This window comes from Streptomyces sp. NPDC042002, from assembly GCF_055588305.1.
The window spans coordinates 111,126-137,360 of the sequence record NZ_JBVJCT010000010.1 but is presented as its reverse complement, the minus strand read 5'-3'; the positions used below and the strand labels follow the sequence as shown (position 1 = coordinate 137,360).

Sequence of the window (26,235 nt, the reverse complement as noted above, 5' to 3'; positions counted from 1 at the left end):
CGGCTGTCGTGCCGCCGCTGTTCCGACGGTCCTTTCACGCTAAGCGGGGGGAGGCGCGTATGGCTTCTCGAATCCTGACCGGCGTGCCCCGGCGTGCCCCGGCGTGCTTCGGTACGGTCCGGCGCGGCCCTCAGGTGGACTCGCGGCGCACCAGTTCCGTCGGCAGGATCACCGCCGCCGGGTCCTCGCCGCCGATCTGGGCGAGGAGGACCCGGACCATCTCGGAGCTGATGCGGTCCCAGGGCTGGCGGATGGTGGTGAGGGCCGGGGTGGCGGCCGTGGCGGCGGGGGAGTCGTCGAAGCCGCCGACCGAGACGTCCTCCGGGACCCGGCGGCCGGCCTTGCGCAGCGCGGCCAGCACACCCTGGGCCATCAGGTCGGAGGCGACGAACACGGCGTCCATGTCCGGGGCGCGGTCGAGGAGTTGTTCGGCGCCCGCCTCACCGCTTGCGCGGCTGTAGTCGCCGGAGGCGATGAGCCGGTCGTCGGCCTCGACGCCCGCCTCGGCCAGCACCTCCCGGTAGCCGGCGAGGCGCTCGACGCCGCCGGGTGTGTCCAGCGGGCCGGTGACCATGCCGATCCGGCGCCGCCCGAGGGAGAGCAGGTGCGTGACCATGTCCCGGGCACCGTCCCGGTCGTCGGCGGCCACGTAACTCACCTTGGACCCGAGGCCGATGGGCTTTCCGCACGCGACGAGCGGCACACCGGCCTCGCGCAGCTGCTCGGCGACCGGGTCGCCGGAGTGGCTGGAGACCAGCAGCACCCCGTCGACATGGCCCGCCGTGATGTACCTGGTGATGCGCCGCCGCTCGTCCTGGGTGCCGGCGAGCATCAGCAGGAGCGGGACGTCGTGCGCGGCGAGCGCCTGGGTGCAGCCGCGCAGCAGGACGTTGAAGTTCGGGTCCTCGAAGAACCGTTCCTGGGGCTCGGTCAGCAGGAAGCCGACCGAGTCGGACCGTCCGGTGATCAGCGAACGGGCGTGCCGGTTCACGACGTAGCCCGTCCTGCGGATGGCGGCGTTGACCGCCTCCGCCGCCGTGGGGCTCACATAGTGCCCGCCGTTGAGTACGCGTGACACGGTGCCTCGTGAGACACCGGCCTCGCGCGCGACGTCATGGATCGTCGGCGGCCTGCGCCGGCCCCCCGTGTTGCTCATGGTCATGATTTTACGGCTCCGGACAGCAGGTCGAGGCTCCAGAAGCGCTGGATGACCAGGAACAGCGCGACCAGCGGGATGATCGCGAGCAGCGCGCCGGTGATCACCAGGGTGTACAGGGCCGGAGTGTTGGAGCCCTGTTCGAGGAGGGTGAACAGGCCGAGCGTGATCGGGAACTTCTCGTCGTCGCTGAGCATGATGTAGGGGAGCAGGAAGTTGTTCCACACGGCCACGAACTGGAACAGGAACACCGTCACCAGACCGGGCACCATCATGGGCAGCGCGACTCGCGTGAAGATCCGCCACTCGCCGGCGCCGTCCATCCGCCCGGCCTCGACCACGTCACCGGGGACGGCCGCGGCGGCGTAGATCCGGGCGAGGTACACGCCGTACGGGGAGAGGACGAGGGGCAGCAGCACGGACGCGTACGAATCCGTCAGGTCCGCCTTGGCGAGGAGCAGGTACTGCGGGATCGCGAGGATCACCGGCGGCATCAGCACGCCCGCCAGCAGGACATTGAAGATGGTCTCGCGGCCCCGGAAGCGGTAGATCGCGAGGGCGTAGCCGCTGAGCGCCGAGACGGCCGTCGACAGCAGCGCGCCGAGACCGGCGTAGAGCGCGGAGTTGCCCATCCACTTCCAGTAGATGCCGTCGCGGTAGGCGCTGAGATCCCTGATGTTCTGGGTGAACCCGGTGCCCGGCAGGAAGGTGAACGTCGAGAACAGCTCTCGGCCCGACTTGGTGGCCGCGATCACCACCCAGGCGACGGGCAGCAGACAGTAGAGCGCGCCGAGCAGCAGTGTGAGGGTCGGGACCAGGGCGATCCGGCCGCGCAGGGGCGGTCCCTGCGCGGTGCCGGGCGTCGTGCCCGCGGCCGGCGCCGCCTTGCGGACGGCAAGAGAACTCATCGTGCTTCCTCCTGCTTGGTACGGGAGTTCGCGGCGCGCAGGAAGCCGAAGGACAGCACCAGCGTGGCCGCGGCGATGATCACGGCCTCGGCGGCGGCCGCGTAGATGTCACCGGTGTTGAACGCGTCCCGGTAGACCTTCATCAGCGGACTCCAGGTCGTGGAGACGGAGTTGGTGAGGGGTTTGAGGGTGGTCGGCTCGCTGAACACCTGGAGCGTGGCGATGATCGAGAAGAAGAAGGTGAGCACCAGGGAGGGTGCCACCATCGGGATCTTGATCCGCAGGGCGGTCTGCAGCGGGGTGGCGCCGTCCAGCCTCGCCGCCTCGCGCACCTCGGCGGGGATGGCCTGGAGCGAGGTGTAGATGACGATCATGTTGAAGCCGGTGCCGCCCCAGACCGCGATGTTCGACAGCGCGACGAACAGCGGGCCACCGTCCAGCAGGTTCGGCTGCGGCAGGCCCAGCTTGGCGAGTACGAAGTAGAAGGGGCTCACGTCCGGGAGGTACAGGAAGCCCCACAGGAGGGCCGCCACGACGCCCGGGATGGCGTACGGCAGGAAGATGGCGAGCCGGGTGAACGGCGCGAGGCGCACCTTCTCCGAGTCGAGCATCAGCGCGAAGACCAGCGCGAGGCCGAGCATCACCGGCACCACGATGAGGCCGTAGCCCGCCACGCGCAGGGCGCCGGCGACCAGTTCGCTGTCGGTCAGCGCGTCGGTGTAGTTCCTGAGGCCCGCCCAGACCTCGCTGCGGGCGCCGGCGCCCAGGCCGAGGCCCTTGACCTGGACCTTGTGCAGGCTCAGCCAGATCGCGTAGCCGATGGGCAGCGCGAAGAAGAGGACGAAGAGGATCGTCGCGGGGAGGAGAAAACCGTACGGGGCCCCCTTGACCCCGTACGGCTTCCGGCGTGCGGTCGTCACTGAGCGACCCCGAAGCCCTGCTTCTTGAGGTCGGCGACGGTGGCGTCCTGCATGGTCGTCAGGGCGGCGCCGAAGTCCGACTTGTTCTTCGCGGCGGCGCCGAACGCGTCGTTGAAGGTCGTGTAGGCGACGTTCACGTTCGGGCCCCACGCGGAGGGGGCGGTGGTCTTGGCGATCTCCGAGGCCTTGGTGTAGAAGTCCGGCTGGTTGGAGAAGAAGGCCGGCGGCTGCGCGAACGCGTCACTGGTCTGCGCGCTCGTGGCGGCCGGGTAGATGCCGCTCTCCTTGGCCAGCGCGGCCACCGCCTGCGGGTCCGTGTTCAGCCAGGCGGCGAACTTCGCGGCGGCCGCCTTGTGCGGGGAGTCCGTGGTGACGGCCGTCGAGGAGCCGCCCCAGCTACCGGTGACGTTCTCGCCGGCCGACCACTGCGGCAGCGGGGCCATCGCCCACTTGCCCTTGGTCTGCGGGGCGGCCGTGGTCAGCGTGCCGGGCGCCCACACCGCGCTGACCCAGGCGATCTCCTTGCCGGTGTTCAGGGCCTTGTTCCAGGCCGGCTGGTACATCGGCTGGTTGTCGATCGCGCCCTCCTTGACGAGACCGCCCCAGAAGTCGGCGACCTTCTGGGTGGCCGGGTCGTCGATGCCGACCTTCCACTTGTCGCCTGAGGAGGTCCACCACTTGGCGCCCGCCTGCTGGGCCAGACCGGCGAAGAGGCCGGAGTCGTTGGCGGAGAAGGTGGTCAGAGCCTTGTCCGGCGCCTTCTTCTTCAGCGCGCGGGCGGTCTGGGCGAACTGCTCCCAGGTCGTCGGGACCGTCAGGCCGTACTTCTTGAACAGGTCCGCGCGGTAGTAGAACATCATCGGGCCGATGTCCTGCGGGATCGCGTAGACCGCGTCCGTGCCCAGCGTCGTCTGCTGCCAGACGCCGTCGGCGAACTTGGTCCTGGCCTCCTTCGACTCGGCGGCTATGTCGGCGAGGGCGTCATTGCTGACCAGCGTCGGCAGCGCCTGGTACTCGGCCTGGACCAGGTCCGGTGCCTTCTTCGCCTTGTGCGCGGTGAGGATCTTGGTGATGAGCGTGTCGCCCGAGGCCTGCTTCTTCACCTCGACGGTGATCCGCTGCTTCTTCCCCGGCCCCTTGTTCCAGAGGTCGACGACCTTGTCCATGCCCGGCGCCCAGGTCCAGAACGTCAGTGTCGCGGGTCCGGACTGGGATTCGCTCCTGCCGTCGTCGGACGAGCCGCAGGCGACTAGCGAGGTGGCGCCGAGGACGACGGCGATGGTGCTGGCCACGAGGCGGTTGTGCTTCGTGATGGGCATGGAACGTTCTCCCCTGAACCTGGGCCTCCGCCTGCTGCGGAAGGCCTGCCCTGTTCTTGCGCGGTTCGCCTTCGGGCGCGCCGGCCGGTACCGGTCCAGCGACCGCGTTCTGGGCCCGTCGGGCCTTCACGCAGTCGCCTCCCGACACCGGAGCGCCTCCTTCGGCACACTCGCGGTGCTTCTGTGAGCGTTCACAGTAGAGAAACATCCCGGACACTTGTCAATGGTTGTTGCTGTGCGGTTATGTTGGACTCACGCCGCTGGCGCTGTGTGTGCACGTTCCCAAATGATCGCTTACATGGGAGAGATCCATGCCGGAGACCAACCCCAAGGGCCTCACCGGGCTCGCCTTCGGTGGGGACTACAACCCCGAGCAGTGGCCGGAGAGCGTCTGGCCCGAGGACGTCCGGCTGATGCGCGAGGCGGGCGTCACGATGGTGAGCGTCGGGATCTTCTCCTGGGCGCTTCTCGAACCGGTTCCGGGCGGCTACGAGTTCGGCTGGCTCGACCGCGTGCTCGACCTGCTGCACGAGAACGGCATCCGCGCGGACCTGGGTACCCCGACCGTCGCGCCGCCCGCCTGGTTCTACCGCGAACACCCCGAAGCGCTCCCCGTGACCGCCGACGGCACCCGCTACGCCATCGGTTCACGCGGCGCCATCTGCCACAGCGACACCGACTACCGCGCCGCGGCCGCCGCCATCACGACCCGGCTCGCGACCCGGTACGCCGACCACCCCGCACTCGCCCTGTGGCACGTCCACAACGAGTACGGCGTCCCCGTCTCGGCCTGCTACTGCGACTCCTGCGCCGCGCATTTCCGCACCTGGCTGATCACCGCCTACGGCACGATCGACGAGCTCAACGAGGCCTGGGGGACCGCCTTCTGGGGCCAGCGCTACACCGGCTTCGACCAGATCGATCCGCCGCGCACGACCCCGACCGTCGGGAATCCGGCGCAGGCGCTGGACTACAAGCGGTTCGCCGACGCGACCATGCGCGAGAACTTCGTGGCCGAGCGGGACATCCTGCACCGGCTCGCGCCCGGCATCCCCGTCACCACCAACTTCATGACCGCCCTCAGCCAGTGCGACTCCGTCGACTACTGGGCCTGGGGCCGCGAGGTCGACCTGGTCACCAACGACCACTACCTGATGACCGACGGCCGCCGCACCCATGTGAACCTCGCGATGGCCGCCGACCTCACCCGCTCGGTCGCGGGCGGCGCCCCCTGGCTGCTCCTCGAACACTCCACCTCGGGCGTCAACTGGCAGCCCCGCAACCCCGCCAAGGCGCCCGGACAGATGGCCCGCAACTCCCTCGCCCACGTGGCCCGCGGCTCCGAGGGCGCCCTGTTCTTCCAGTGGCGGCAGTCCCGGCGCGGAGCCGAGAAGTTCCACTCCTCGATGCTGCCGCACGCCGGCACCGACTCACGTGTGTGGCACGAGGTCGTCGAACTCGGCGCCTCCGTCGACTCGTTGGCCTCGATCAAGGGCACCCGTACGGTCGCCGACGTGGCCGTGCTGTGGGACTGGCAGTCCTGGTGGGCGCAGAGCCTCCAGTGGCGCCCCAGCGAGGACCACGACGCCCGCGAGCGCGCCGACGCCTTCTACGAAGCCCTCTACGACCGCCACCTCACGGTCGACTTCGCCCACCCGGAAGCCGACTTGTCGGCCTATCCCCTTGTCGTCGTACCCGCCCTCTATCTGATGACCGAGGCCGCGGGGAACAACCTCAGGGAGTACGTCGACAACGGCGGCACCCTGCTCGTCTCGTACTTCTCCGGCATCGTCGACGAGCACGACGCCGTGCACGAGGGCCCCCACCCCGGCGCCCTGCGGGACGTACTCGGCCTGACCGTCGAGGAGTTCTCCCCGCTGCTCCAAGGCGAACTGGTCCGGATCACCGGGCCCGACGGCTCCGAACTCACCGGCGACGTGTGGACCGAGTTCGTCGTTCCGCGCGGCGCCGAGACCGTCTGGACGTACGCCGACGGGCTCACCGCCGGACACCCGGCGGTCACCCGGCACCGGAGCGGCGCCGGCTCGGCCTGGTACGTGTCGACGCGTCTCGGGGCCGAGGGTCTTGACGCCCTGATCGGCTGGGTGGCCGACGACGCGCGCGTCGCGCCGCGCGCCGATCTGCCCCGTGATGTCGAAGTCGTCCGCCGTACCGGTGAGTCGGGCACCTACGTCTTCGCCGTCAACCACACCTCGTCGGACACCAAGGTGCCGCTGGACGCGCACGGCACCGAGCTCCTGACCGGCGAACGCGCCGCCGGCCGTCTCGCGGTGCCGGCGGGCACGGTGCGGGTCGTACGCCTGGACGGCTGACCGGGCGGTGGCCGGCCGGGTCGGCGGCTGACCGTGTTGGCCGGCGGCCGGGTCGGCGGTCGTGCGGGTCGTCCGGCGCGCGCGGCCAGGACCGTCAACCGGCTTGCGAGGTAAGGGACTTGTTCGTGTCCCGACCCCGCGGTCGACCGGGTCGGCGAACCGGGGACCGCCCCACACGCGGCCGGGTCTGCCGGGTCGGCCGACGCGGCAGACCGAACAAGCCGCCGGATCCGCCGATCCCGCGGCCGCACCGAGAGCCGTCCGGGCCGCAACCCGACGGCGGCACCGAAAGCCGACGGACCACGACCCGGCGGCACCGACTGCGCCGGTCGCCCAGGCCGGCGCCTGCGCCATCGCCGTCCGGGTCATGACCCGGCGACCGGCCGCCCCGCCCGGACGGGTTCCGTGACCCGCCGGTCGGTCCAACAGCCGTGCGAGTCGAGGGACTCGGCGGCGAGCCGAACTCCCCTCCGCCCGTGTGAGCCGTGAAGCCGCGGGCGGAGGGGTTCGCCCCCGGAACCGCCGGAGGCACCCTCTCCCCACCACGTCGAAGGGACGACGGACGATGATGTTCCATCCCAGACGCACGCTCAGGGCACTGCTGCTGCCGCTCGCGGCGGGGCTCGCCCTCACCGCCCTCCCCGCGCAGACCGCGCAGGCGGCGAGCACCCTGACCAACGCCGGATTCGAGGCCGACGGGGCCGGCGCCGCCGTTCCCAGCGGCTGGTCGGAATCCGGCGACACCGGCGCCTCGTACGTCGAAGCCGGTGGCCACGGCGGGAGTTACCGCCTCAGCCACTACTCCGCCTCGGCCTACAAGGTGGAGACGTACCAGACCCTCACCGGGCTGACCAACGGGAACTACAAACTCACCGCGTGGGTGCGCTCGGGCGGCGGACAGAACTCCGCCTACCTCGCGCTGAAGAACTGCGGCGGCACCGCGCAGCGCACCGATCTGCCGGTCTCCGCGAGCGGGTGGATCCACCTGGTCGTGCCCGTCGCCGTGACGAGCAACCAGTGCACGATCAGCGTCTACTCCGACGCCAACGCCGGAAACTGGATCAACGTCGACGACCTGGCGTTCACGTCCGGAACCACCGGACTGTCCGTCAAGGGCTCCGACATCTCCTCCCTCGCCAAGAGCGAGGCCTACGGCGGGGTCTACAAGACCAGTTCCGGCACGACGGGTGACGCGCTCGCCATCCTCAAGTCCGCCGGGATGAACTACGCCCGTCTCAAGGTCTGGGTGAACCCGGCCGACGGCTACAACAACAAGGCCCGCGTCCTCGCGATGGCCAAGCGCATCAAGGCGCAGGGCATGAAGCTCCTGATCGACTTCCACTACTCGGACACCTGGGCCGACCCCGGCACCCAGACCAAGCCGGCAGCCTGGGCCGGACACACGTACAGCCAGCTCAAGACGGACGTCTACAACCACACGTACGACGTTCTCAACGCCCTGAAGGCGCAGGGCACCACGGCCGACATGGTGCAGATCGGCAACGAGATCAACGGCGGCATGCTCTGGTCCGAGGGCTCCACGGACAACTTCGCCCAGCTCGCCGGACTGCTCAACTCCGGCTACGACGCCGCCAAGGCGGTCAGCTCCTCCACCGTCGTCGCCCTGCACCTCGCCAAGGGCGGAGACCTCACCGGCACCCGCTGGTGGTTCGACACCGCCCTCGCCAACGGCGTGAAGTTCGACGCCATCGGCCTGTCCTACTACGGCTACTGGCACGGCTCGCTCTACGACTTCCAGACCACCCTGGACGACGCGGCCGCCCGCTACAGCAAGCCGGTCTTCGTCGCCGAGACGGCCTACCCCTTCCGTCTGGACAGTGACGACGCGCTCACCAACCAGATCGACACGACCGCCGAACTGGTCTCCGGCTACGCGGCCACGACCACCGGGCAGTCCAACTGGCTCCGGGACGTCATGAACATCGTGGAGGCCGTGCCGAACGGCCGCGGTCTCGGCGTCTTCTACTGGGAGGCCACCTGGACGGCGGTCACCGGCAACGGCTGGGACCCGACCGACCCGACCTCAGGCAACGGATGGGAGAACCAGGCCCTGTTCGGCTTCGACGACAAGGCGCTTCCGGCCATGTCCCTGTTCAGCCACCGCTGAGCGCGGAGGGGCCCGGCCGCCGGTGCGGCCGGGCCCCGTGCCCTTTCGGGCCGTTGGGCTCAGGCCAGGGTCGTGGAAGGCCGTGCGTGCCACCCCAGGCTGCGGGACAGTAGCGGGAGACCGTCGCGACGGAGGGGGACGAGATGCTGAAGGGGCCCGCCAACGGGCAACGGATGGACATCCTGGAGTGGCTGCGGAACCCCGCGGCGCACTTCCCGCCGCAGCGCCGCGGCGACCTCGTCGAGGACGGCGTCAGCCCCGAGGCCCTCGCCGTCAAACTCGGCGTGAGCCGGGCCGTGGCGCGCACCCACCTCGACCTCCTGACCGGCGTCGGACTGCTGCGCGCCAAGAAGGTGGGCCGGCGGACCTACTATCGCCGCGACGAGTACCGCATCGCCGAGGTCACCCATTACTTCGAGAAGGGCTGGTAGACACGTGGGACAACGGTCCGCGACGGCGGGACCCACCGCACTCGCACCCCGGTATGTCGTGCCGCTCGGCGGTCGCGGCCCCGAGGACGTGGTGGCCGACTCCCGGGGCGGGGTGCTGACCGGTCTGGAGGACGGCCGCATCCTCCGCGTCGACGGGCTCGGCGACCCCGACCGCACCGGCGTCCGCGTCGTCGCCGAGACGGGCGGGCGCCCACTGGGCCTCGAACTCCTCCCGGACAACGCGCTGTTGGTGTGCGACGCCGAACGCGGACTGCTGCGGATCGGGCTGGAGGACGGAGTCGTCCGCGTCCTCGCCGACCGGGTCGCCGGTGTGCCGCTGCGCTTCTGCAGCAATGTCGTAGCCCTCTCGGACGGCACGGTGTACTTCACCGTCTCCAGCCGGAGTTACCCCCTGAAGCAGTGGATCGGCGATCTCGTCGAACACACCGGATCCGGCTGCCTGCTGCGCCTCGCGCCGGGGGAGAAGGAACCAGAAGTACTCCTGGAGGGACTGCAGTTCGCCAACGGCCTCGCCTCCTCGGCCGACGAGTCCTTCCTCGTCGTCGCGGAGACCGGCGCGTGGCGCCTGGTCCGCTACTGGCTCACCGGACCGCGGGCGGGCCACGCCGAGACCTTCGTCGACGACCTCCCGGGCCAGCCGGACAACCTCTGGCGCGCTCCCGAAGGTCCGATCTGGGTGGCACTGGCGGGACCCCGCGTCGGCGCCCTGGAATTCCTGCACGGCCGGGGCCCGGCCGTTCGGCGCACCGCGGCCCGGCTCGCCGTGCGTGCTCCCTTCCGTCCGCCCGGTACCACCGGCGTCCTCGCGGTCGACGACGCGGGCGGTGTCGTGCATCACCTGGAAAGCCGCCGTGCGCGGTTCCGCATGGTCACCAGCGCCTGCGAGGCCGACGGCCGGCTGATCCTCGGAAGCATCTGGGAGCGGGGCCTCGCGGTCTGTGATCCGCCCGGCGCCACCGACTGAGCCGCCGCGCGAGGCCCTTCGGGGGGACGGGCCGGGTGTGCGCGGCCCGCGCCCCCGGCGTTACCCTGTTCACCGGTCGCGATCTTGCGTCGCGGCGCGGCGGTGGGGCCCGCCGTACCCGAACCGCGGCACGGAAGCCGCCAACGGTCCCTGCTTGCGAGTCCGTGTGCCCGCACCGGCCCGGCGAGTAGGAGCACCCGTCACATGACAGTCCCGCAGCCCGAGCGCGTCGGCGAATCCGGCGCCCCCGTGCGCGCGCCCGCGCACGCGCCGTCCCCCTGGCACGGCCAGGGCCCGGTCGTCGCGGTGGTCGCCCTCGGCGGTGCCATCGGCGCCACGGCCCGGTACGGAGCTGCGCGGCTGTGGCCCACACCGGACGGCGCCTTTCCCTGGACCACGTTCACGATCAATGTCGTGGGCTGCTTCGTGATCGGCGTCTTCATGGTGCTGATCACCGACGCGTGGACGGCGCACCGCCTCGCGCGCCCCTTCTTCGGCACCGGTGTCCTCGGCGGCTTCACCACCTTCTCGACGTACGCCGTCGAGATCCGGAAACTGATCGGCACGGGCCACCCGGGCACCGGGCTCGGCTATCTCGCCGCGACCCTGTGCGCGGCACTCGCGGCGGTGTGGCTCGGGGTCACGACGGCCCGCCGCGCCCTGGCACGGAGGCGACGATGACACGACTGACGGGCAGCGCCCTGCGGCTGACGGTCTTCATCGGCGAGAACGACACCTGGCACCACAAGCCGCTCTACGCGGAGATCGTGCACCGCGCCCACGCGGCGGGCCTCGCGGGCGCCAGCGTCTTCCGGGGCATCGAGGGTTTCGGCGCCTCCTCCCTCATCCACACCTCGCGGCTGCTCTCACTCAGCGAGGACCTTCCGGTGGCCGTGATCGTCGTGGACACCGAGGAGCGCGTACGGGCCTTCCTGCCGCAGCTCGACGAACTCGTCACCGAGGGCCTGGTGGTCCTCGACCACTGCGAGGTCATCCGCTACGCGGGACGGGGCGGCACCCCTGGGGACATCTCCGGTGATACCGGCGGCGACCTGCCAGGGAAGGGTGAGAAGTCGTCGTGAACTGGCTGCTGGTGATCATCGGCGCCGCGGTCGGCGCACCCCTGCGCTACCTGACCGACCGGGCGGTACAGCTGAAGCACGATACGGTCTTCCCCTGGGGCACCCTCGTCGTGAACGTGACAGGGTGCCTGGTTCTCGGTCTGCTGACCGGCGCCGCCTCGGCCGGGCAAGTGTCCGAACACCTGCAACTGCTGATCGGGACCGGTCTGTGCGGGGCGCTGACCACGTACTCGACGTTCTCGTACGAGACCCTGCGGCTCACCGAGACCGGTGCGGGGTTCTACGCTGCCGCCAACGTGATCGTGAGCGTGACGGCGGGCCTCGGCGCGGCGTTCGCCGGGGTCTCGGTTGCGCAAGCTTTGTGGACGTAGGTGACGGGCGTCCGCGCGCATAGGTAACACTGTCTCCTGCACCGTCTACAGCACTGTCGACCAACTCCTCAGAACTGGATCCCATGAGCGTCATCAACGTCGGTCAGGCCGTCGTCCTCGGAGTCGTCGAGGGGGTGACCGAATTCCTTCCCGTCTCCTCGACCGGTCACCTCAAGATCACCGAGGGACTGATGAACATCCCCGTCGACGACGACGCCGTCGTCGGCTTCTCCGCGGTCATCCAGGTCGGCGCGATCGCCGCCGTGCTCGTGTACTTCTTCAAGGACATCGTGCGGATCGTCTCCGCCTGGGGACGCGGGCTGCGCAACAAGGACGAGCGGCACAACCACGACTACAAGTTCGCCTGGTGGGTCATCTACGCGACGATCCCGATCGTGGCCGTGGGTCTCGCGGCCAAGCCGCTCATCGAGGGTCCGCTGGCCTCCCTGTGGGTGGTCGCGGGCTCGTTGATCGCGGGCAGTGCCGTGATGTGGGCGGCCGACCAGATGGGCCGCCACAAGCGCGGTGAGGACGACGTCTCGTTCAAGGACGCGATGCTGGTCGGCAGCTCCCAGATCCTCGCCCTGCTCTTCCCCGGCTTCTCGCGCTCCGGCGCCACCATGTCGACGGGCCTCATCCTCGACCTGGACCGCGTCGCCGCCACCCGGCTCTCTTTCTTCCTCGGCATCCCGGCCCTCACCGGCGCGGGCCTGTACGAGCTGAAGGACGCGCTGGGCACCGGAGTGGGCGCCGCTCCGCTGATCGTCGGCACCGTCGTGTCGTTCGTCGTCGCCTACGCCTCGATCGCCTGGCTGCTGAAGTTCGTCGCCAAGCACTCCTTCAACGCCTTCGTGATCTACCGCATCATCATCGGCGTGCTGCTCTTCGGGCTGCTGGGCGCGGGCGTCATCGACAGCTGACACCGCCCGGGGCGCCGGTGCGAACCGGCCCCAGGACTTGAATACGCCGCTCACAGGGGGCGCGAAGCCGATTTCCAGGCTTCGCGCCCCCTGTGTCGTTCCCCACGCCCCGCTTGACATCTCCTCCGGCCATCCGGAGGATCGCCTCCGTGAACCTGTCAGACAGCCAGACAGGTGGGGAGATGCCGCGGCGAGTCAGCGCCATGGAAGCGGTGCTCACCCACCTCCGCGACGCCATCGAGCGAGGCGACCACGCCGTCGGCGACAAGCTCCCCTCCGAGGCCGAGCTCTGCCGCCGCCTGGAAGTCAGCCGCCCGGTGCTGCGCGAGGCGCTCCGGGCCCTCCAGGTGATGGGCCTGACCGTCTCCCGCACCGGCAAGGGCACCTTCGTGGTCGCCGACGCGGTCCAGGACCCCACCTTCGGCGACTACGCGGCCGGCGACCTGCTCGAAGTACGGCGCCATGTCGAGATCCCCGTCGCCGGCTACGCGGCCGTGCGCCGCACCCCGGAGAACCTCGACCACCTCGACCATCTGCTCGACCGGATGGAGCGGGAGACCGACACCACGGCCTGGGTCGCCATGGACACGATCTTCCACATCGCCATCGCGGAGGCCTCGCAGAACCCGGTCTTCCGCCGCGTCATCGAGGAGATCCGGGACGCGCTGGCCCGTCAGTCGGCCTTCCTGAACGATCTCGGCGGCCGTCGCGAGCAGTCGAACAGAGAACACCGGGCGATCGTCGAAGCGCTGGTCGACGGCAGTGAACACGACGCCGTCGAGGCGATGGCCCACCATCTCGACCGGGTGGACACCGCACTCACCTCCATCGTGCGCCCCGACCGCACGCACACCTCCACGAAAGGCGGACCCGACGCGTGAACCCGACCCTGACGTACGGCGGTCCGCTCGCCGCGGCCCCCGCGATCCGCGAACCCCTGCACGCGCCCGTCGCCCACCTGATACGCGGCGGTGTGATCGAGGGCATCCACTACGGCTCGGTCGTCGTCCTGGACGCCGACGGGGACGTGGAACTGCGGATCGGCGACATCGAGGCGGCCTTCTACCCGCGCTCGGCACTCAAGCCCGTACAGGCCGTGGCGATGCTGCGCGCCGGGCTCCCGCTGGACGGCGAACTGCTCGCGCTCACCGCGGCCAGCCACTCCGGCGAGGAACGGCATCTCGCCGGCACCCGGCGCGTCCTGGAGACGGCCGGGCTGTCCGAGCAGCGGCTGCGCAACATCCCCGACCTGCCCTTCGGCCCGGTGGTCCGGGAGGCCTGGATACGCGACGGCCGGCTGCCCTCCCGGCTCGCCCAGAACTGCTCCGGCAAACACGCGGCCATGCTGTACACCGCCCGCCTCAACGACTGGTCGCTCGACGACTACCTCGACCCGGCCCACCCGCTCCAGCGGGCGATCGCCGCCACCGTCGAGGACCTCACCGGACAGACCGTCGCCCAGGTCACCGTCGACGGCTGCGGCGCGCCCCTGTTCGCCGTCTCGCTGCACGGCCTCGCCCGCGCCGCCGTCCGGATCGCCACCGCCGCGCCGGGCACCCCCGAGGCCCGGGTGGCCGACGCGATGCGCGAGCACGCCGAGATGGCCTCCGGGTCGGGGCGTGACGTCGCCGCGCTGATGCGGGCCGTGCCGGGGCTGCTCGCCAAGGACGGCTTCGAGGGTGTGCAGGTCGCGGCGCTGCCCGACGGCCGGGCCGTCGCCGTGAAGATCGCCGACGGCGCCGACCGGGCGCGTGTCCCGGTGGCCGCCGCGGCCCTGGCACGGGCCGGGGTCGACCCGGCCGCCCTCGCCGAGTTCGCGGGCGCGCCCCTCCTCGGCGGTGGCGCGGTGGTCGGCCGCATCCGGCCCGTTCCCGCCCTCGACGCGCTCGCCCGGCCCGCGTACGGCTGACGTACTACTGGAGCCTTCGCGACACTGGCCGCGGGGGCGCCCAACTCGTGCTGGAGAGTGGCCTGTTGGCGCCCGATCGGCCTGGTGCCCCACTGCGGCACCGGGGCCGGCCGGAACCGGGGACGGCGGCCGAACCGGGGACGGCGGTCGTTGGGAAAGCCGTTCGGTACGAGTGCCGGTACGAGGGTCCGGGCGCAGAGGGAGAGAGCCCCGGGGGCGTCCGGACCGAGGAGCCGCGGGACCGGGCGGGCGGCACAATGGCGATCATGCCCGCGAATTCGTCGTATCCGTCCTCCCTGACCTTCCAGCCGGTCCTGGAGCGCATCGCCACCGAGATCGCGCAGACGCCGGGACGCGGCCGGCCCGCCGACTACATCCCGGCGCTGGCCGCCTGCGATCCACGTCGCTTCGGCATGGCCGTCGCGGAGCTCGACGGCACGGTGTACGGCGTGGGGGACTGGCGGCAGCCGTTCTCCACCCAGTCCATCACCAAGGTCTTCACGCTCGCCCTCGACCTGGCCCGCGAGGGCGACGCGCTGTGGGAGCACGTCGGGCGGGAACCCTCCGGCAACCCGTTCAACTCCCTGGTCCAGCTGGAATACGAGAACGGCATCCCGCGCAACCCGTTCATCAACGCGGGCGCCCTCGTCGTCACCGACCGGCTGCAGACCAGGACCGGCGACGCGGCCGGAACCCTGCTGGAGTTCCTGCGGGCCGAGAGCGGCAACGCGGAGCTCGCCTTCGACAAGGGCATCGCCGCCTCCGAGACCGCGAACGGCGACCGCAACGCGGCACTCGGCCACTTCATGGCGTCGTACGGCAACATCGACAACCCGGTGCCGGTCCTGCTGGAGCAGTACTTCCTGCAGTGCTCGATCGCCGCGTCCTGCGCCGATCTGGCCCTCGCCACCGGGTTCCTGGCCCGGCACGGCATCCGTGCCGACGGCAGCAGGCTGCTCGCCCAGAGCCAGGCCAAACAGATCAACGCGATCATGCTGACCTGCGGGACGTACGACGCCGCCGGTGATTTCGCCTACCGGGTCGGGCTTCCGGGCAAGAGCGGGGTCGGCGGCGGCATCATCGCCGTGGTGCCGGGCCGCTGCACCCTGTGCGTGTGGAGCCCGGGGCTCGACGAACGCGGCAACTCGGTGGCGGGCGTGGCCGCCCTGGACCGCTTCACGACCCTGACCGGAGTGTCGGTTTTCTAGGTGCTCCGGCCGGCCCGTGCCGGTAGTGCGGCCATCGCGGCCGACCCGGAACCCCGGATTTCGTGTTCACCACACGGAGGTCACGCGCCGGACCCCGCCAGGAGAGCGCCGCGTCGCCTTCCGGCCACCCGGCGTTGACACGCTTGCTGAGTGTTGGCCATGGCTTTCCCCGTCGATCTCCGCCGCTGCCAGGCTCTGGGCCTGGCCGGTACAGCCTTCCTCGCGCTGGGCGGCGAGACCGCGGGGGCCCTGCCCGCGCGCGACCTCCTCGCCCCCGAGTCGGGGCGGGCCGTACTGGGCCTGGTCGGGGTGTACTTCGGCGTCGTGCTGCTGATAGCCGCGTGGGCGCTGCTGGGTACCGTCGTACGAGGGCCAGAACCGCCGACTCCGCGTTCCCTGCTGCTCGTTCTGGCCACCTGGGCGGCGCCGCTGCTGCTCGCGCCACCGCTGTTCAGCCGGGACGTCTACAGCTATCTCGCGCAGGGCGCCATGGTCGACGCCCACATCGACGTGTACGCGAACGGACCCGCGCAGCTCGGCGGTCCGCTCGCCGACGAGGTGGCGCCCGTGTGGCAGCAGACGGCGACTCCGTACGGCCCGGTCTTCCTCGCCGTCGCCCGCGGCCTGTCGGCGCTGACCCGCGGGGAGATACCCGCCGGACTCTTCGGAATGCGCGTGGTCGCCCTGCTCGGCGTCGCCCTGATGGCGGCGGCCCTGCCCCGCCTCGCCCGGCACAGCGGCGCCGATCCGGCCGCCGCCCTGTGGCTGGGCGCGCTCAACCCCCTGGTCCTGCTGCACCTGGTGGCCGGTGCGCACAACGACGCCATCATGCTCGGTCTGCTCGGTGTCGGCCTGGTGGCCGCGCGCGGCCGATGGCCCGTCGTCGGCATCGTCCTGGTCACCCTCGCCGCGCTCGTCAAGGCACCCGCCGCGCTCGGCCTGGTGGCGGTGATCGCGCTGCGCGGGCGCGGACAGGGGCGCATGGGGATCGCGCGGGCCACCGTGACGACCGTGGTGGTCGCGGTCGCCACGACGGTCGCCGCGACGGCGGTGGCCGGTACGGGCTACGGCTGGATAGCCGCGCTGAAGACCCCTGTCTCGCCGCACAACTGGTCACCCACCAGCGTCCTCGGGCGCGCCACCGGCGCTCTGCTCCAGAAGCTCGGCAGCGGACTCGCGCCGTTCGCGATGCCCGCCTGGCACGCCGCCGGACTCGTGGCGACGGTCGGCCTGCTGCTCTTCATATGGCTGCGGCTGCGCCCGCACCCGGTCTACGCGCTCGGCCTGAGTCTGGCCGCCGTGGCGGTGTTCGGGCCGGCCATCCGCCCCTGGTACGCGCTGTGGGGCCTGTTCCTCATCGCGGCGGCGGCCCCCACCGGTTCGGTGCGGAGCCGGGTCGCCGCGGCCAGCGCGGTGCTCGCGCTCGCGGTCCTGCCGAGCGGGTCGCCCGCGGACGCCGGGCAGGTGACCCTCGCCGTCTCCGGCGGGGTGCTCGCCCTCGTCGTCCTCTGGCAGGCCCACCAGGCGGCGCAGCCGCCGGCGCCGGGACTGGAGCGAACGGCATGACGGGGGGCACGAAGAGCGGGACGGGCCCGAGCGGGACAACGGAGATGAGCGGGACGAGCGCGACGAGGGAGACGACGGGAGTGAAGGTGCCGAGCGGCAGGCAGGGCCTCAGCGGCATGGCGGCACTGCTGAGCACCGACCGCCGACGGCTCTGCCTCGTCCTCGGACTGGCCGTCGTCGTCGGCGTGTTCACGGCCACCGTGCCGCTGCTGCGCGACTGGTTCGACCTGCGCGTGTACTACGGGGCGGTCGACAGCTGGGTCCATCACGGCGGCAGCATCTACGACTACCGGGTGCCGGGAACGACGTACGGCTTCACCTATCCGCCGTTCGCGGCCGTCGGCATGCTGCCGATGGCGCTGGTCGGGCTGGGTACGGCGATCGCCGTCGGACTGCTGCTCAACCTCGCCGCCCTGGCCTCCGTGGTGGGCATCCTGGTCGGCCCCGCGCTGCGCCGCTACGGGTGGTTCGGCTTCGCCCTGACGGCCTGTCTGCTGGCGCCGCTCGAACCGGTCCGCGACACCTTCAGCTTCGGCCAGGTCAACCTGGTGCTGCTCGCCCTGGTGCTGAGCGACGCCTGGCTGCTGTCGAGCGGGCGGGGCCGCCGGGCGGGCGTCGGCATCGGCCTCGCCGCGGCGATCAAGCTCACCCCGGCCCTCTTCATCGCGCTGCTGCTGCTCGGCCGTCGCTGGCGCGCCGCCGGTGTCGCCACGGCCGTCGCCGTGGCGGCCACCGCGCTGGCGGCCTGGGTGGCGCCGGACGCCTCGCGTTTCTACTGGACCGACGCGTTGTGGGACACGAGTCGCATCGGGCGCCTGGCCTACGTCTCCAACCAGTCGTTGCAGGGTGTGCTGGCCCGGCTCGTGGCGCCGGAGGAACCGAGCAGGGCCCTGTGGGCGACCCTGGCCCTGCTGGTCCTGTGCGTCTGGGTGTGGCGGACCTCGCGTGCCCTGGCCGACGAGGACTGGACCGCGGCTTTCGCCCTCACCGGGCTCGCCGCCTGTCTCGTCAGCCCGATCACCTGGGTGCACCACCTCGTCTGGCTGCTTCCGTCCTTCGCCGTGCTGCTGCACCGGCGCCGGCTGCGGGTCGCGGCGGCCCTGTACGCGGTGCTGTGCAGCAGCGTGGTGTGGCTGTGGTTCGACGACGCCTCGGGCCTCGGGGGTTTCCTCGGCAGCAACACCTATACGTGGATCACGCTCGGGCTGCTGCTGTGGCTGCCCGTCGGTCAGCCACGCCTGGTCCGGCCCGCCTTGACCCGCAGGGCGAGAGCGACGCCCGCGGCGCCCAGCGCGGCGGCGCCCGCGATCTCGGCCGCGTCGGACCAGCCGAGCCCCGCGTCGTCCGGGGAGGCGGCGGTCACGGCCGGTGCGCCGGTCACGGGCCGGGAGGTGGCCACGGGCGGTGCCGCGCTACCGGGCCGGGCGGCGGGCCTGGCCGGTGCGGAGGGACCGGCCGCCGGTACGGCACGGGTGTCGAGCAGCGTCCCCACCGGATCGACACGGCCGTCCGCGTCGAAGCCCCAGTCGAGCAGTGAGCGCGCCTCGTCGTACACGGTCAGCCCGCCGCCCGCCTGAGGGTTCATCACCGTGACGACGAGGGTGCGCGTGCCGTGCTTGGCTGCGGCGACAAGGGTGTTGCCCGCGTTGGTGGTGTAGCCGTTCTTGACACCGATCAGACCCGGGTACGGTTCGACCCCGTTCGCGCCGGTGAGCAGCCGGTTGGTGTTCTGGATCCCGTACGTGGAGCCGCCCTCGCCGGGGAACATCGCCTCGGCGGTGGAGCAGTACCGCGCGAAGTCCGGGTTGCGCAGTCCGGCCCGCCCGAACACCGCCAGGTCGTACGCCGACGAGACCTGACCTGGCGTGTCGTATCCGTCGGGCGAGACGACGTGGGTGTCGCGGGCGCCGAGGGAGCGGGCCTTGGCCTGCATCTGGACGGCGGTGCTCGTCCAGCCGCCGTTCATCGAGGCGAGCACGTGCACGGCGTCGCTGCCGGAGTTGAGGAAGACACCGCGCCACAGGTCCGCCACGCGGTAGGTGATTCCCTCGGCCACGCCGACCATGCTGCTGCCTGCGCCGATGCCCTCCAGCTCCTGCTCCTTGACGGTGTGCCGGAGGGTGCCGGGCAGGGTCGGCAGGACGGTGAGGGCGAACAGGGTCTTGAGGGTGCTGGCGGGCGGCAGTCCGCGGTGGGCGTTGTGTGCGGCGAGCACGTCGCCGGTGCCGGCGTCGGCCACCACCCATGACAGTGCGGAGATGTCCTCGGGGACTTCGGGCGCCCCGGCCCGGGGCCGTACCTGTGTCCCTGGTCGATAGAGCGACGAGGGTGGCGACGCGGCGGGCTGCGGCGCCCCGGGGTCCGCCTCGGTGAGTGCGGCGGCCGGGCTCTGCGCGAGGGCCAGCACACCGGCCACGCAGACGGCGGAGCAGGAGAGGGCGGCACGCGTGACCGCGGAGCGAGAAGCGGCGGCCCGGAACGAGAATCCGATGGTCATACCGCAAACGTAGGAACGGACTCGCGACACGCCGGGGTGGCCGGGCCGAGTGGCGGCGTCGAGCACCCGGATGCCGCAGGCGCGGGGGGTCAGGAGGGCAGGGTGGGCTGAATCCGGCGCAGGAAGTCGGCGTTGTCCGGGGTGGCGCGCAGCCGCTCCAGGAGGGTTTCCAGGTTGGCCTGCCCGTCGCGCGTCCGCAGGGCACGGCGCAGTCCTCGTACGGCGGCCAACTCGGGTGTGGACAGCAGGAGTTCCTCGCGGCGGGTGCCGGAGGGGGTGATGTCGACCGCGGGGAAGACCCGCCGGTCGGCCAGGCTCCGGTCGAGCCGGAGCTCCATGTTGCCGGTGCCCTTGAGCTCCTCGAAGAAGAAGTCGTCGGCGCGGGAACCGGTCTCCACCAGGGCGGTGGCGAGGATGGTGAGCGAGCCGCCCTCCTCGGCGAGGCGCGCCGCGCCGAACAGCCGCTTGGGCCCCTGGAGCGCGGCGGCGTCGACACCGCCGCTGAGGGTGCGCCCGCCGGCGGCGGCCGCGTTGTTGTGCGCCCGGCACAGCCGGGTGAGCGAGTCGAGCAGGATCACCACGTCCTGGCCCGCTTCGACGAGCCGCTTGGCCCGCTCGATGACGAGCTCGGCGAGCGCGATGTGCTGCTTCGGCGTCTGGTCGAACGTGGAGGCGTAGACCTCGCCGCGTACGGAGCGCCGCATGTCGGTGACCTCCTCGGGCCGCTCGTCGAGCAGCACCACCATCAGATGGCATTCCGGGTGGTTGCCGGCCACGGCGGCGGCGATCTGCTGGAGCAGCACCGTCTTGCCGGTCTTGGGCGGGGCGACGATCAGGCCGCGCTGGCCCTTGCCGACCGGCGAGACCAGGTCGACGACGCGTCCGGCCAGTCCGCTCGCCGGGTGCTCCAGCCGGAGCCGGTCACGCGGGTGCAGCGGGGTGAGGTCGCCGAAGTGCGGGCGGCGGCGCAGCTCTTCGGGCGTACGGCCGTTGATCCGCTCGACCTCGGTGAGGGTCCGGGGCCCGCCGCGGGCGCCTTCCACGGTGTCGCCCTTGCGCAGTCCGTGACGGCGGATCAGCGCGGGGGAGACCTGGAGGTCGGTGGGCGAGGGCAGGCAGTTCGCGGAGCGCAGGTGCCCCTTCCCGCTGCCGTCGATGTCGAGGACACCGGTGGCGACCTGGGCCCCGGGCCGCTGCTGTACAGGGGGGTGTTCGAGTGTGGTGGTCATGGGATGTCCTTTCACGGACGGGAACGCGTGTGACATGCGCAAGGAAGGGGGAGGGGCCGCGAAGGGGGGCGCGGGGCGCGCCTCGGTGCGGCGGGAACATCACCTCGGGTACGACGGGAGCGATCCCTGGCCGTACTCGGGAGGTGGTGCCGAGAAGCTGGTCCGCCGGTCGGAAACGACGGCGTGACAGCGGGATAAAGGAACTGGCACCGGCGCCTGAACGAAGAGGCGTACACGAGTGCTGATGCGAGAGTACCACCGATGGGGCCGCTTCGGCTGTGATCCGCGTCCCGGTCCCGGGAACGTCTTGGCGGCGTCTCCCGCGGCGGGCCCGTCGGAACGGGTGGACGCGCAGGTCGCGCGGCTGCGCGCGGCTCGGACGGGATGACAGCCAAGGCGTACGGGCGAGTCGTACGCCGAGTCGTCCGGGCCATTCGCGCCGGCGGGACCACGCCATGTGCGCGGTACCCGTGCCGCGGGTGCGCGGTACCCGCGTTCCGGCCGTGCGGTATCGGTTCCCTGTCGGCGCCCCTACCCTGAACGGAGTGCCTTCGAGCAGCTCGCCGGTTCCTTCGGCCCGATCGGATCACCGAGGTGAGGACCATGACCACGATCGCCATCATCGGAGCGGGCCCCGGCCTCGGCTCCGCCGTCGCCCGGCGCTTCGGCCGCGAGGGCTTCGACGTCGCGCTCGTGTCGCGCCGTCAGGAACGGGTGGACGGTCTCGCCGCCGAACTCGCCGACGCGGGAGTCACGGCACGCGGATTCGCCGCCGACGTCCGCGACCCGAAATCCCTCTCGGCGGCTCTGGACGCCGTGTCCGGTGCCCTGAGCCCGATCGAGGTGCTCCAGTACAGCCCGGTCCCGCACCCGGACTTCATGCGGCCGGTCTTGGAGACCACCCCCGACGACCTCGTCGGTCCGATCGAGCTCTCCGTCTACGGGCCGGTCGCCGCCGTGCGCCAGGTGCTCCCCGGGATGCGCTCGCTCGGCCGTGGCACGGTCCTCCTCGTCAACGGCGGCAGCGCGGTGATCCCGCACGCCGACCGGGCGGGCACCTCGATCGCGTTCGCCGCCGAGAGCGCGTACGGCCATCTGCTGCACGACACCCTCGCAGGCGACGGCATCCACGTCGGGCAGCTCGTCATTCCCGGCGCGATCATCCCCGGACACCCGCGGAAGGACCCGGACGCGCTCGCGGAGACGCTGTGGGGCATGCACCGGGACCGGCACGGATTCCGGCACTTCGCCGACGACCTCGACAGCTGACACTCCCTCACGGCGCCCAGTGCCAAGAGGACATGACGTCGGCGCCGGCGTCCGGGAACATCCGGCGACAGCCGTTCGCCGAGCTGCTGCGCACGCTGCTCCGAGCAGACACAATCGATGCTCGTAGGGCGCCCGATGGTGTCGTACGACCGTCAACTCGGCCCAGCAGCAAGGAGAACACGGTGGACACCTCGCCCGTCACGCCGCACCGCATGGACCCCGCGGGCGGCTGTCCGCACGCCGACAACGAGCGGCTGCTCGCGCGGGGCGCCGTCGCGACGGTGGTACTGCCCGGCGCGGTGGAAGGCGCGGTGGTGCTCGGGCACGAGGCGCTGAAGGAATTCCTCGCGCACCCCGAAGTCGCCAAGGGGGCCCAGCACTTCACGGCCCTGAGCGAGGGGAGGGTCGCCGCCGGCTGGCCACTGCTCACCTTCGCCACCGTGCAGGGGATGACGACCGCCGACGGTGACGACCACCGGCGGCTGCGATCCCTCGTCAGCAAGGCCTTCACCATGCGACGGGTCGAGCAACTGCGCCCCCGTATCGAGGAGTTGACCTCCGGACTGCTCGACGGCCTGCACGCGGCGGCACAGGAGGGCGGGGGAGTGGCCGACCTGCGCCGGCACTTCGCGCTCCCGCTGCCGATGGGCGTCATCGGCGAACTCCTCGGTGTCGACGCCGAGTACCTCGACCGGCTCCACCATCTGTCGAACCAGGTCGTCGCCACCGACATCGGCCCGGAGCGGGCCGTCGCCGCGAACCGCGAACTGGTGGCCGTGCTCGGCGCCGTCGCGGCCGCACGCGCGGAGAACCCCGGCGACGACCTCACCAGCGCGCTGATCGCCGCCCGCGACGAGGAGGGCGACCGGCTCAGCCAGCAGGAACTCATCGGCACCCTGGTGCTCATGATCATCGCCGGGCACGAGACCACACTGAACCTGATCACCAACGCCGTACGGGCGTTGTGCGGGCACCGGGACCAGCTGGAGGCGGTCCAGAAGGGCGAGTCGAGCTGGGCGGACGTCGTCGAGGAGACCCTGCGCTGGGACGCGCCCGTGAGCTACTTCCCGTTCCGCTACCCGGTGCGGGACCTGACCGTCGACGGGACCGTCATTCCCCGGGGCACGCCCGTCCTCGCCGGCTACTCGGCCGCGGGCCGCGACCGGGCCGCGCACGGACCGGACGCCGACCTCTTCGACGTCACCCGCCCCGGACGGCCGGGCGCCGTCCGCCACCTCTCCCTCGGGCACGGCGCCCACTACTGCCTCGGCGCCCCGCTCGCCCGGACGGAGGCGACCATCGCCCTGGAGCGGCTGTTCACCCGCTTCCCCGACCTCGACCTCGCCGTGTCCGAGGCGGAGCTCGGCCGGCACGCCAGCTTCGTGGGCAACAGCGTCCGGGCCCTTCCCGTGCGGCCGGGGGCCTCGCGTCTCTGACGCCGCCCGCGGGCGGAAAATCGGCGTCGCCTGTCGATTCGCCGGGGTGCCGTTCGTCGGTGGGGTGTAGGAAGCTCATGAGCACCGGGAGGAACCATGAAGTACATGCTGCTGGTCTGCGGCGACGACACCGCTGACGCCTCCGGTATGGCGCCCGTCGAACCCTGGGTCGAGGAGCTGGGTGTCGAGCGCGGCGTACGGCTGCACGGGCACCGGCTCCGGCTGCCCGCCGAGGCGGTCACCGTCCGGGTGCGCGACGGCGAAGTGCTGCGCACCGACGGGCCGTTCGCCGAGACGAAGGAGTACGTCGCCGGTTTCGACATCCTCGACTGCGCCGACATGGAGGAGGCGGTCGAGGCCGCCGCGAAGCACCCGGTCGCCACCATCGGCGCCATGGAGGTCCGCGCGTTCTGGGACGACGAGGACGCCGAGGGGCAGATCCGCCGCCTCGACGCGGAGCTCACCGAGGCCGCCCGCGAACGTGACGTCGACCGCGCGATGGCCTGCTACGCCCCCGACGTGGAGGTCTTCCACTCCGTGGGCGGCCGGGAACAGAGCGGCGTCGACGCCCTGCGCAAGGCGGAGGAACTGTGGCTCTCGACGCTCGCCGGACCCGCCGAGCGCGAGGTGCTCGACTTCCGTCTGCGCGTCGACGAGAGCGTCGCCTTCAGCCACGCCCTGGTGCGCCTGCGCGCACCGCTCGTCGACGGCGGAACCCTGGACACCACCGCACGCGTCACCACGGGCTACCGCACGGCAGGCGACCGCTGGCGGATCGTCCACCAGCACACGTCGGTGCCGTCGGCCGCCGACCTCCCCGGGGCCGGGGAGCTCCGGTCATGAAGTACGCCCTGTTCATCTGCACTCCCGTCGGCGGCGAGGAGACCGGTCCCGAGGAGATCGCCGACGACCCCCGGTTCACCTCGTACGTCCAGGAGGTGCGCGACCGCGGCATCGTGAAGGGCGGCGCCCGGCTGCGGCCGGCCTCCGACGCCACCACGGTCCGGGTCCAGGGCGACGAAGTCCTGCTCAGCGACGGACCGTTCGTCGAGTCGAAGGAGTACGTCGCGGGCATCGACATCATCGAGGTCGCCGACCTCGACGAGGCCATCGCGCTCGCGTCCCGGCATCCGGCGGCGCTGGCCGGCGGTTCGGTGGAGGTGCGGCCGGTCTGGGAGTGAACGACGGCGTCGAGGAGGCGGTCGCGGCCGCGTTCCGCGAGGAGTGGGGCCAGGTCGTCGCCACCCTGATCAGGGTGACCGGCGACTGGGACCTCGCCGAGGAGTGCGCGCAGGACGCCTTCGCCCAGGCGCTCGACCGGTGGCGGCGCGACGGAGTACCGCGCCGCCCCGGCGCCTGGCTGACCACGGCCGCGCGCAACCGCGCCCTGGACGTGCTGCGCAGGGAGGCGGTCGGTGTTCAGAAGCTGCGGGAGGTGGCGGTGTCGACGCGCGACGAGGAGCCGTACAACCTGTACGGCCCGTACGACCCGTACAGCCCGTACGGTCCCGACGGCTCGGGATTCGACGACGAGAGCGGAGTCCGTGACGACCGGCTGCGGCTGGTCTTCACCTGCTGCCACCCGGCGCTGCCCATCGAGGCCCGGGTGGCGCTCACCCTGCGCACCCTGGCCGGGCTGGCCACGCCCGAGATCGCGCGGGCCTTCCTCGTTCCCGAGGCGACGATGGCGCAACGGCTGGTGCGCGCCAAACGGAAGATCCGCAACGCGGGCATCCCGTACCGCGTACCGCCCGCGCACCTCCTGCCCGAACGCACCACGGGCGTCCTCGGCGTGCTCTACCTGCTCTTCAACGAGGGGTACGCCGCCACGGCAGGCGCCGATCTGGTGCGCACGAACCTCTCCGCCGAGGCGATCCGGCTCGCCCGCGTCCTGGTCCGCCTGATGCCCGACGAGCCCGAAGTCCTCGGTCTGCTCGCGCTGTTGCTGCTGCACGACGCCCGGCGCGGCACGCGCGTCGACGCGGCGGGCGACCTGGTCACGCTGGAGGACCAGGACCGTACCGCCTGGGACAGGTCCGAGGCCGACGAGGGCGCCGCACTGCTGGAGAGCGCCCTTCGCCGCGGGCGCCCCGGCCCCTACCAGATCCAGGCCGCCATCGCCGCCTGTCACACCACCGCCGACACGGCCGAGGAGACCGACTGGGCCGACATCGCGGCCCTGTACGGCGAGCTCCGGCGCTTCGTTCCCTCCGCCGTGGTCCGGCTCAACCGCGCGGTCGCCGTGGGCATGTCCGAAGGCCCCGACGCCGGGCTCGCCCTGGTCGCCGAGCTGGAGGCGGAGGGCGAGCTGGACGCGTACCATCTGCTGCCCGCCACCCGCGCGGACCTGCTCCGCCGCGCCGGACGTACGACGGAGGCCGCCGAGGCCTACGAAAAGGCCCTCGGACTCGTGGAGAACGCGGCCGAGCGGAGGTTCCTGGAGAGGCGGCTCGGGGAGTGTGGATCGGCGTAGGGGCGCTGTGCGGGCAGCCACAGTCCCACCTCTGGAGGCGTAGGGCTTCCCTGCTCCGCAAGGGGTCTGCGGTGGAGGTGCTTTCGTGCGGCGCT

23 protein-coding genes and 1 pseudogene are annotated in these 26,235 nt (G+C 71.7%); 18 read left to right on the top strand and 6 right to left on the bottom strand.

The window, feature by feature from the left end:
- Positions 1-130 precede the first annotated feature (130 nt).
- The 4 genes from ACZ6KY_RS17770 to ACZ6KY_RS17755 are packed head-to-tail and all read right to left on the bottom strand — an operon-like array spanning position 131 to position 4,303.
- Positions 131-1,162, bottom strand: coding sequence for a LacI family DNA-binding transcriptional regulator (locus tag ACZ6KY_RS17770; protein WP_469311193.1), 1,032 nt, complete (start codon positions 1,160-1,162; stop codon positions 131-133).
- On the bottom strand, positions 1,159-2,064 hold the full coding sequence (locus tag ACZ6KY_RS17765) for a carbohydrate ABC transporter permease (protein WP_469311192.1): 906 nt from the start codon (positions 2,062-2,064) through the stop codon (positions 1,159-1,161). The genes ACZ6KY_RS17770 and ACZ6KY_RS17765 overlap by 4 nt, the downstream gene beginning before the upstream one ends.
- A complete protein-coding gene (locus tag ACZ6KY_RS17760) occupies positions 2,061-2,984 on the bottom strand; it encodes a carbohydrate ABC transporter permease (protein WP_469311191.1) in 924 nt (307 codons plus the stop codon). Before ACZ6KY_RS17760 ends, ACZ6KY_RS17765 begins: the two co-directional genes overlap by 4 nt.
- Positions 2,981-4,303, bottom strand: a complete 1,323-nt coding sequence (locus ACZ6KY_RS17755; RefSeq protein WP_469311190.1) for an ABC transporter substrate-binding protein — start codon at positions 4,301-4,303, stop codon at positions 2,981-2,983. The genes ACZ6KY_RS17760 and ACZ6KY_RS17755 overlap by 4 nt, the downstream gene beginning before the upstream one ends.
- Before the next feature lie 311 nt (positions 4,304-4,614).
- Between ACZ6KY_RS17755 and ACZ6KY_RS17750 the strand changes: the two genes are divergently transcribed.
- The 13 genes from ACZ6KY_RS17750 (at position 4,615) to ACZ6KY_RS17690 (ending at position 18,813) form a co-directional block, all read left to right on the top strand.
- Positions 4,615-6,636: a beta-galactosidase gene (locus tag ACZ6KY_RS17750; RefSeq protein ID WP_469311189.1), complete on the top strand. Its 2,022-nt coding sequence runs from the start codon at positions 4,615-4,617 to the stop codon at positions 6,634-6,636.
- Between the two features lie 568 nt (positions 6,637-7,204).
- Positions 7,205-8,764, top strand: coding sequence for a glycoside hydrolase family 53 protein (locus tag ACZ6KY_RS17745; RefSeq protein WP_469311311.1), 1,560 nt, complete (start codon positions 7,205-7,207; stop codon positions 8,762-8,764).
- A gap of 143 nt (positions 8,765-8,907) precedes the next feature.
- Complete coding sequence (locus ACZ6KY_RS17740; protein ID WP_401332229.1) at positions 8,908-9,195, top strand: ArsR/SmtB family transcription factor; 288 nt, start codon at positions 8,908-8,910, stop codon at positions 9,193-9,195.
- 4 nt (positions 9,196-9,199) lie between these two features.
- The gene (locus tag ACZ6KY_RS17735; RefSeq protein ID WP_469311188.1) at positions 9,200-10,180 is read left to right on the top strand and encodes an SMP-30/gluconolactonase/LRE family protein; all 981 of its coding nucleotides are present in this window, start codon (positions 9,200-9,202) and stop codon (positions 10,178-10,180) included.
- A 204-nt stretch (positions 10,181-10,384) separates the two neighbouring features.
- Positions 10,385-10,861 carry a fluoride efflux transporter CrcB gene (crcB, locus tag ACZ6KY_RS17730; protein ID WP_469311187.1) on the top strand — a complete coding sequence of 159 codons (477 nt, stop codon included), beginning with the start codon at positions 10,385-10,387 and terminating at the stop codon, positions 10,859-10,861.
- The gene (locus ACZ6KY_RS17725; protein WP_469311186.1) at positions 10,858-11,262 is read left to right on the top strand and encodes a DUF190 domain-containing protein; all 405 of its coding nucleotides are present in this window, start codon (positions 10,858-10,860) and stop codon (positions 11,260-11,262) included. The genes crcB (ACZ6KY_RS17730) and ACZ6KY_RS17725 overlap by 4 nt, the downstream gene beginning before the upstream one ends.
- Positions 11,259-11,633, top strand: a complete 375-nt coding sequence (gene crcB, locus ACZ6KY_RS17720) for a fluoride efflux transporter CrcB (RefSeq protein ID WP_469311185.1) — start codon at positions 11,259-11,261, stop codon at positions 11,631-11,633. Before ACZ6KY_RS17725 ends, crcB (ACZ6KY_RS17720) begins: the two co-directional genes overlap by 4 nt.
- A gap of 83 nt (positions 11,634-11,716) precedes the next feature.
- Positions 11,717-12,553 carry an undecaprenyl-diphosphate phosphatase gene (locus tag ACZ6KY_RS17715; RefSeq protein WP_469311184.1) on the top strand — a complete coding sequence of 279 codons (837 nt, stop codon included), beginning with the start codon at positions 11,717-11,719 and terminating at the stop codon, positions 12,551-12,553.
- A gap of 203 nt (positions 12,554-12,756) precedes the next feature.
- Complete coding sequence (locus ACZ6KY_RS17710; RefSeq protein ID WP_469311310.1) at positions 12,757-13,434, top strand: FadR/GntR family transcriptional regulator; 678 nt, start codon at positions 12,757-12,759, stop codon at positions 13,432-13,434.
- Positions 13,431-14,462 (top strand): asparaginase, encoded by a 1,032-nt coding sequence (locus ACZ6KY_RS17705; protein WP_469311183.1) that lies wholly within the window; start codon positions 13,431-13,433, stop codon positions 14,460-14,462. Before ACZ6KY_RS17710 ends, ACZ6KY_RS17705 begins: the two co-directional genes overlap by 4 nt.
- Before the next feature lie 257 nt (positions 14,463-14,719).
- Positions 14,720-15,670, top strand: a complete 951-nt coding sequence (locus ACZ6KY_RS17700) for a glutaminase (RefSeq protein WP_469311182.1) — start codon at positions 14,720-14,722, stop codon at positions 15,668-15,670.
- Between the two features lie 159 nt (positions 15,671-15,829).
- Entirely contained in the window at positions 15,830-17,236 is a 1,407-nt protein-coding gene (mptB, locus tag ACZ6KY_RS17695) for a polyprenol phosphomannose-dependent alpha 1,6 mannosyltransferase MptB (protein WP_469311181.1), read from the top strand.
- A 116-nt stretch (positions 17,237-17,352) separates the two neighbouring features.
- Positions 17,353-18,813: a glycosyltransferase 87 family protein gene (locus ACZ6KY_RS17690; RefSeq protein WP_469311309.1), complete on the top strand. Its 1,461-nt coding sequence runs from the start codon at positions 17,353-17,355 to the stop codon at positions 18,811-18,813.
- Positions 18,814-18,824: 11 nt separating this feature from the next.
- Here ACZ6KY_RS17690 and ACZ6KY_RS17685 read toward each other — a convergent pair.
- Positions 18,825-19,733 (bottom strand): annotated as a pseudogene (locus tag ACZ6KY_RS17685) (D-alanyl-D-alanine carboxypeptidase family protein); the annotation flags it as partial.
- Between the two features lie 89 nt (positions 19,734-19,822).
- Positions 19,823-20,962 (bottom strand): transcription termination factor Rho, encoded by a 1,140-nt coding sequence (rho, locus tag ACZ6KY_RS17680; RefSeq protein WP_469311180.1) that lies wholly within the window; start codon positions 20,960-20,962, stop codon positions 19,823-19,825.
- 603 nt (positions 20,963-21,565) lie between these two features.
- On the opposite strand from rho, the gene ACZ6KY_RS17675 reads away from it, so the two are divergent.
- From ACZ6KY_RS17675 to ACZ6KY_RS17655, 5 genes are all read left to right on the top strand, one after another.
- On the top strand, positions 21,566-22,231 hold the full coding sequence (locus ACZ6KY_RS17675; RefSeq protein WP_469311179.1) for an SDR family NAD(P)-dependent oxidoreductase: 666 nt from the start codon (positions 21,566-21,568) through the stop codon (positions 22,229-22,231).
- 182 nt (positions 22,232-22,413) lie between these two features.
- Complete coding sequence (locus tag ACZ6KY_RS17670; protein WP_469311178.1) at positions 22,414-23,667, top strand: cytochrome P450 family protein; 1,254 nt, start codon at positions 22,414-22,416, stop codon at positions 23,665-23,667.
- 96 nt (positions 23,668-23,763) lie between these two features.
- The gene (locus ACZ6KY_RS17665) at positions 23,764-24,510 is read left to right on the top strand and encodes a nuclear transport factor 2 family protein (protein WP_469311177.1); all 747 of its coding nucleotides are present in this window, start codon (positions 23,764-23,766) and stop codon (positions 24,508-24,510) included.
- Positions 24,507-24,848, top strand: coding sequence for a YciI family protein (locus ACZ6KY_RS17660; RefSeq protein WP_469311176.1), 342 nt, complete (start codon positions 24,507-24,509; stop codon positions 24,846-24,848). Before ACZ6KY_RS17665 ends, ACZ6KY_RS17660 begins: the two co-directional genes overlap by 4 nt.
- Positions 24,839-26,140: an RNA polymerase sigma factor gene (locus tag ACZ6KY_RS17655; protein WP_469311308.1), complete on the top strand. Its 1,302-nt coding sequence runs from the start codon at positions 24,839-24,841 to the stop codon at positions 26,138-26,140. The genes ACZ6KY_RS17660 and ACZ6KY_RS17655 overlap by 10 nt, the downstream gene beginning before the upstream one ends.
- Positions 26,141-26,235 lie beyond the last annotated feature (95 nt).

What these genes read in the sequence shown, in the direction of transcription:
- ACZ6KY_RS17755 (WP_469311190.1), bottom strand. Translation starts at nt 4,303, where the DNA reads ATGCCCATCACGAAGCACAACCGCCTCGTGGCCAGCACCATCGCCGTC.
- ACZ6KY_RS17700 (WP_469311182.1), top strand. Translation starts at nt 14,720, where the DNA reads ATGGCGATCATGCCCGCGAATTCGTCGTATCCGTCCTCCCTGACCTTC.
- ACZ6KY_RS17725 (WP_469311186.1), top strand. Translation starts at nt 10,858, where the DNA reads ATGACACGACTGACGGGCAGCGCCCTGCGGCTGACGGTCTTCATCGGC.
- ACZ6KY_RS17750 (WP_469311189.1), top strand. Translation starts at nt 4,615, where the DNA reads ATGCCGGAGACCAACCCCAAGGGCCTCACCGGGCTCGCCTTCGGTGGG.
- ACZ6KY_RS17660 (WP_469311176.1), top strand. Translation starts at nt 24,507, where the DNA reads ATGAAGTACGCCCTGTTCATCTGCACTCCCGTCGGCGGCGAGGAGACC.
- ACZ6KY_RS17665 (WP_469311177.1), top strand. Translation starts at nt 23,764, where the DNA reads ATGAAGTACATGCTGCTGGTCTGCGGCGACGACACCGCTGACGCCTCC.
- ACZ6KY_RS17745 (WP_469311311.1), top strand. Translation starts at nt 7,205, where the DNA reads ATGTTCCATCCCAGACGCACGCTCAGGGCACTGCTGCTGCCGCTCGCG.
- ACZ6KY_RS17675 (WP_469311179.1), top strand. Translation starts at nt 21,566, where the DNA reads ATGACCACGATCGCCATCATCGGAGCGGGCCCCGGCCTCGGCTCCGCC.
- ACZ6KY_RS17690 (WP_469311309.1), top strand. Translation starts at nt 17,353, where the DNA reads ATGGCGGCACTGCTGAGCACCGACCGCCGACGGCTCTGCCTCGTCCTC.
- ACZ6KY_RS17710 (WP_469311310.1), top strand. Translation starts at nt 12,757, where the DNA reads ATGGAAGCGGTGCTCACCCACCTCCGCGACGCCATCGAGCGAGGCGAC.
- ACZ6KY_RS17715 (WP_469311184.1), top strand. Translation starts at nt 11,717, where the DNA reads ATGAGCGTCATCAACGTCGGTCAGGCCGTCGTCCTCGGAGTCGTCGAG.
- rho (WP_469311180.1), bottom strand. Translation starts at nt 20,962, where the DNA reads ATGACCACCACACTCGAACACCCCCCTGTACAGCAGCGGCCCGGGGCC.
- mptB (WP_469311181.1), top strand. Translation starts at nt 15,830, where the DNA reads ATGGCTTTCCCCGTCGATCTCCGCCGCTGCCAGGCTCTGGGCCTGGCC.
- ACZ6KY_RS17740 (WP_401332229.1), top strand. Translation starts at nt 8,908, where the DNA reads ATGCTGAAGGGGCCCGCCAACGGGCAACGGATGGACATCCTGGAGTGG.
- ACZ6KY_RS17770 (WP_469311193.1), bottom strand. Translation starts at nt 1,162, where the DNA reads ATGACCATGAGCAACACGGGGGGCCGGCGCAGGCCGCCGACGATCCAT.
- ACZ6KY_RS17765 (WP_469311192.1), bottom strand. Translation starts at nt 2,064, where the DNA reads ATGAGTTCTCTTGCCGTCCGCAAGGCGGCGCCGGCCGCGGGCACGACG.
- crcB (WP_469311187.1), top strand. Translation starts at nt 10,385, where the DNA reads ATGACAGTCCCGCAGCCCGAGCGCGTCGGCGAATCCGGCGCCCCCGTG.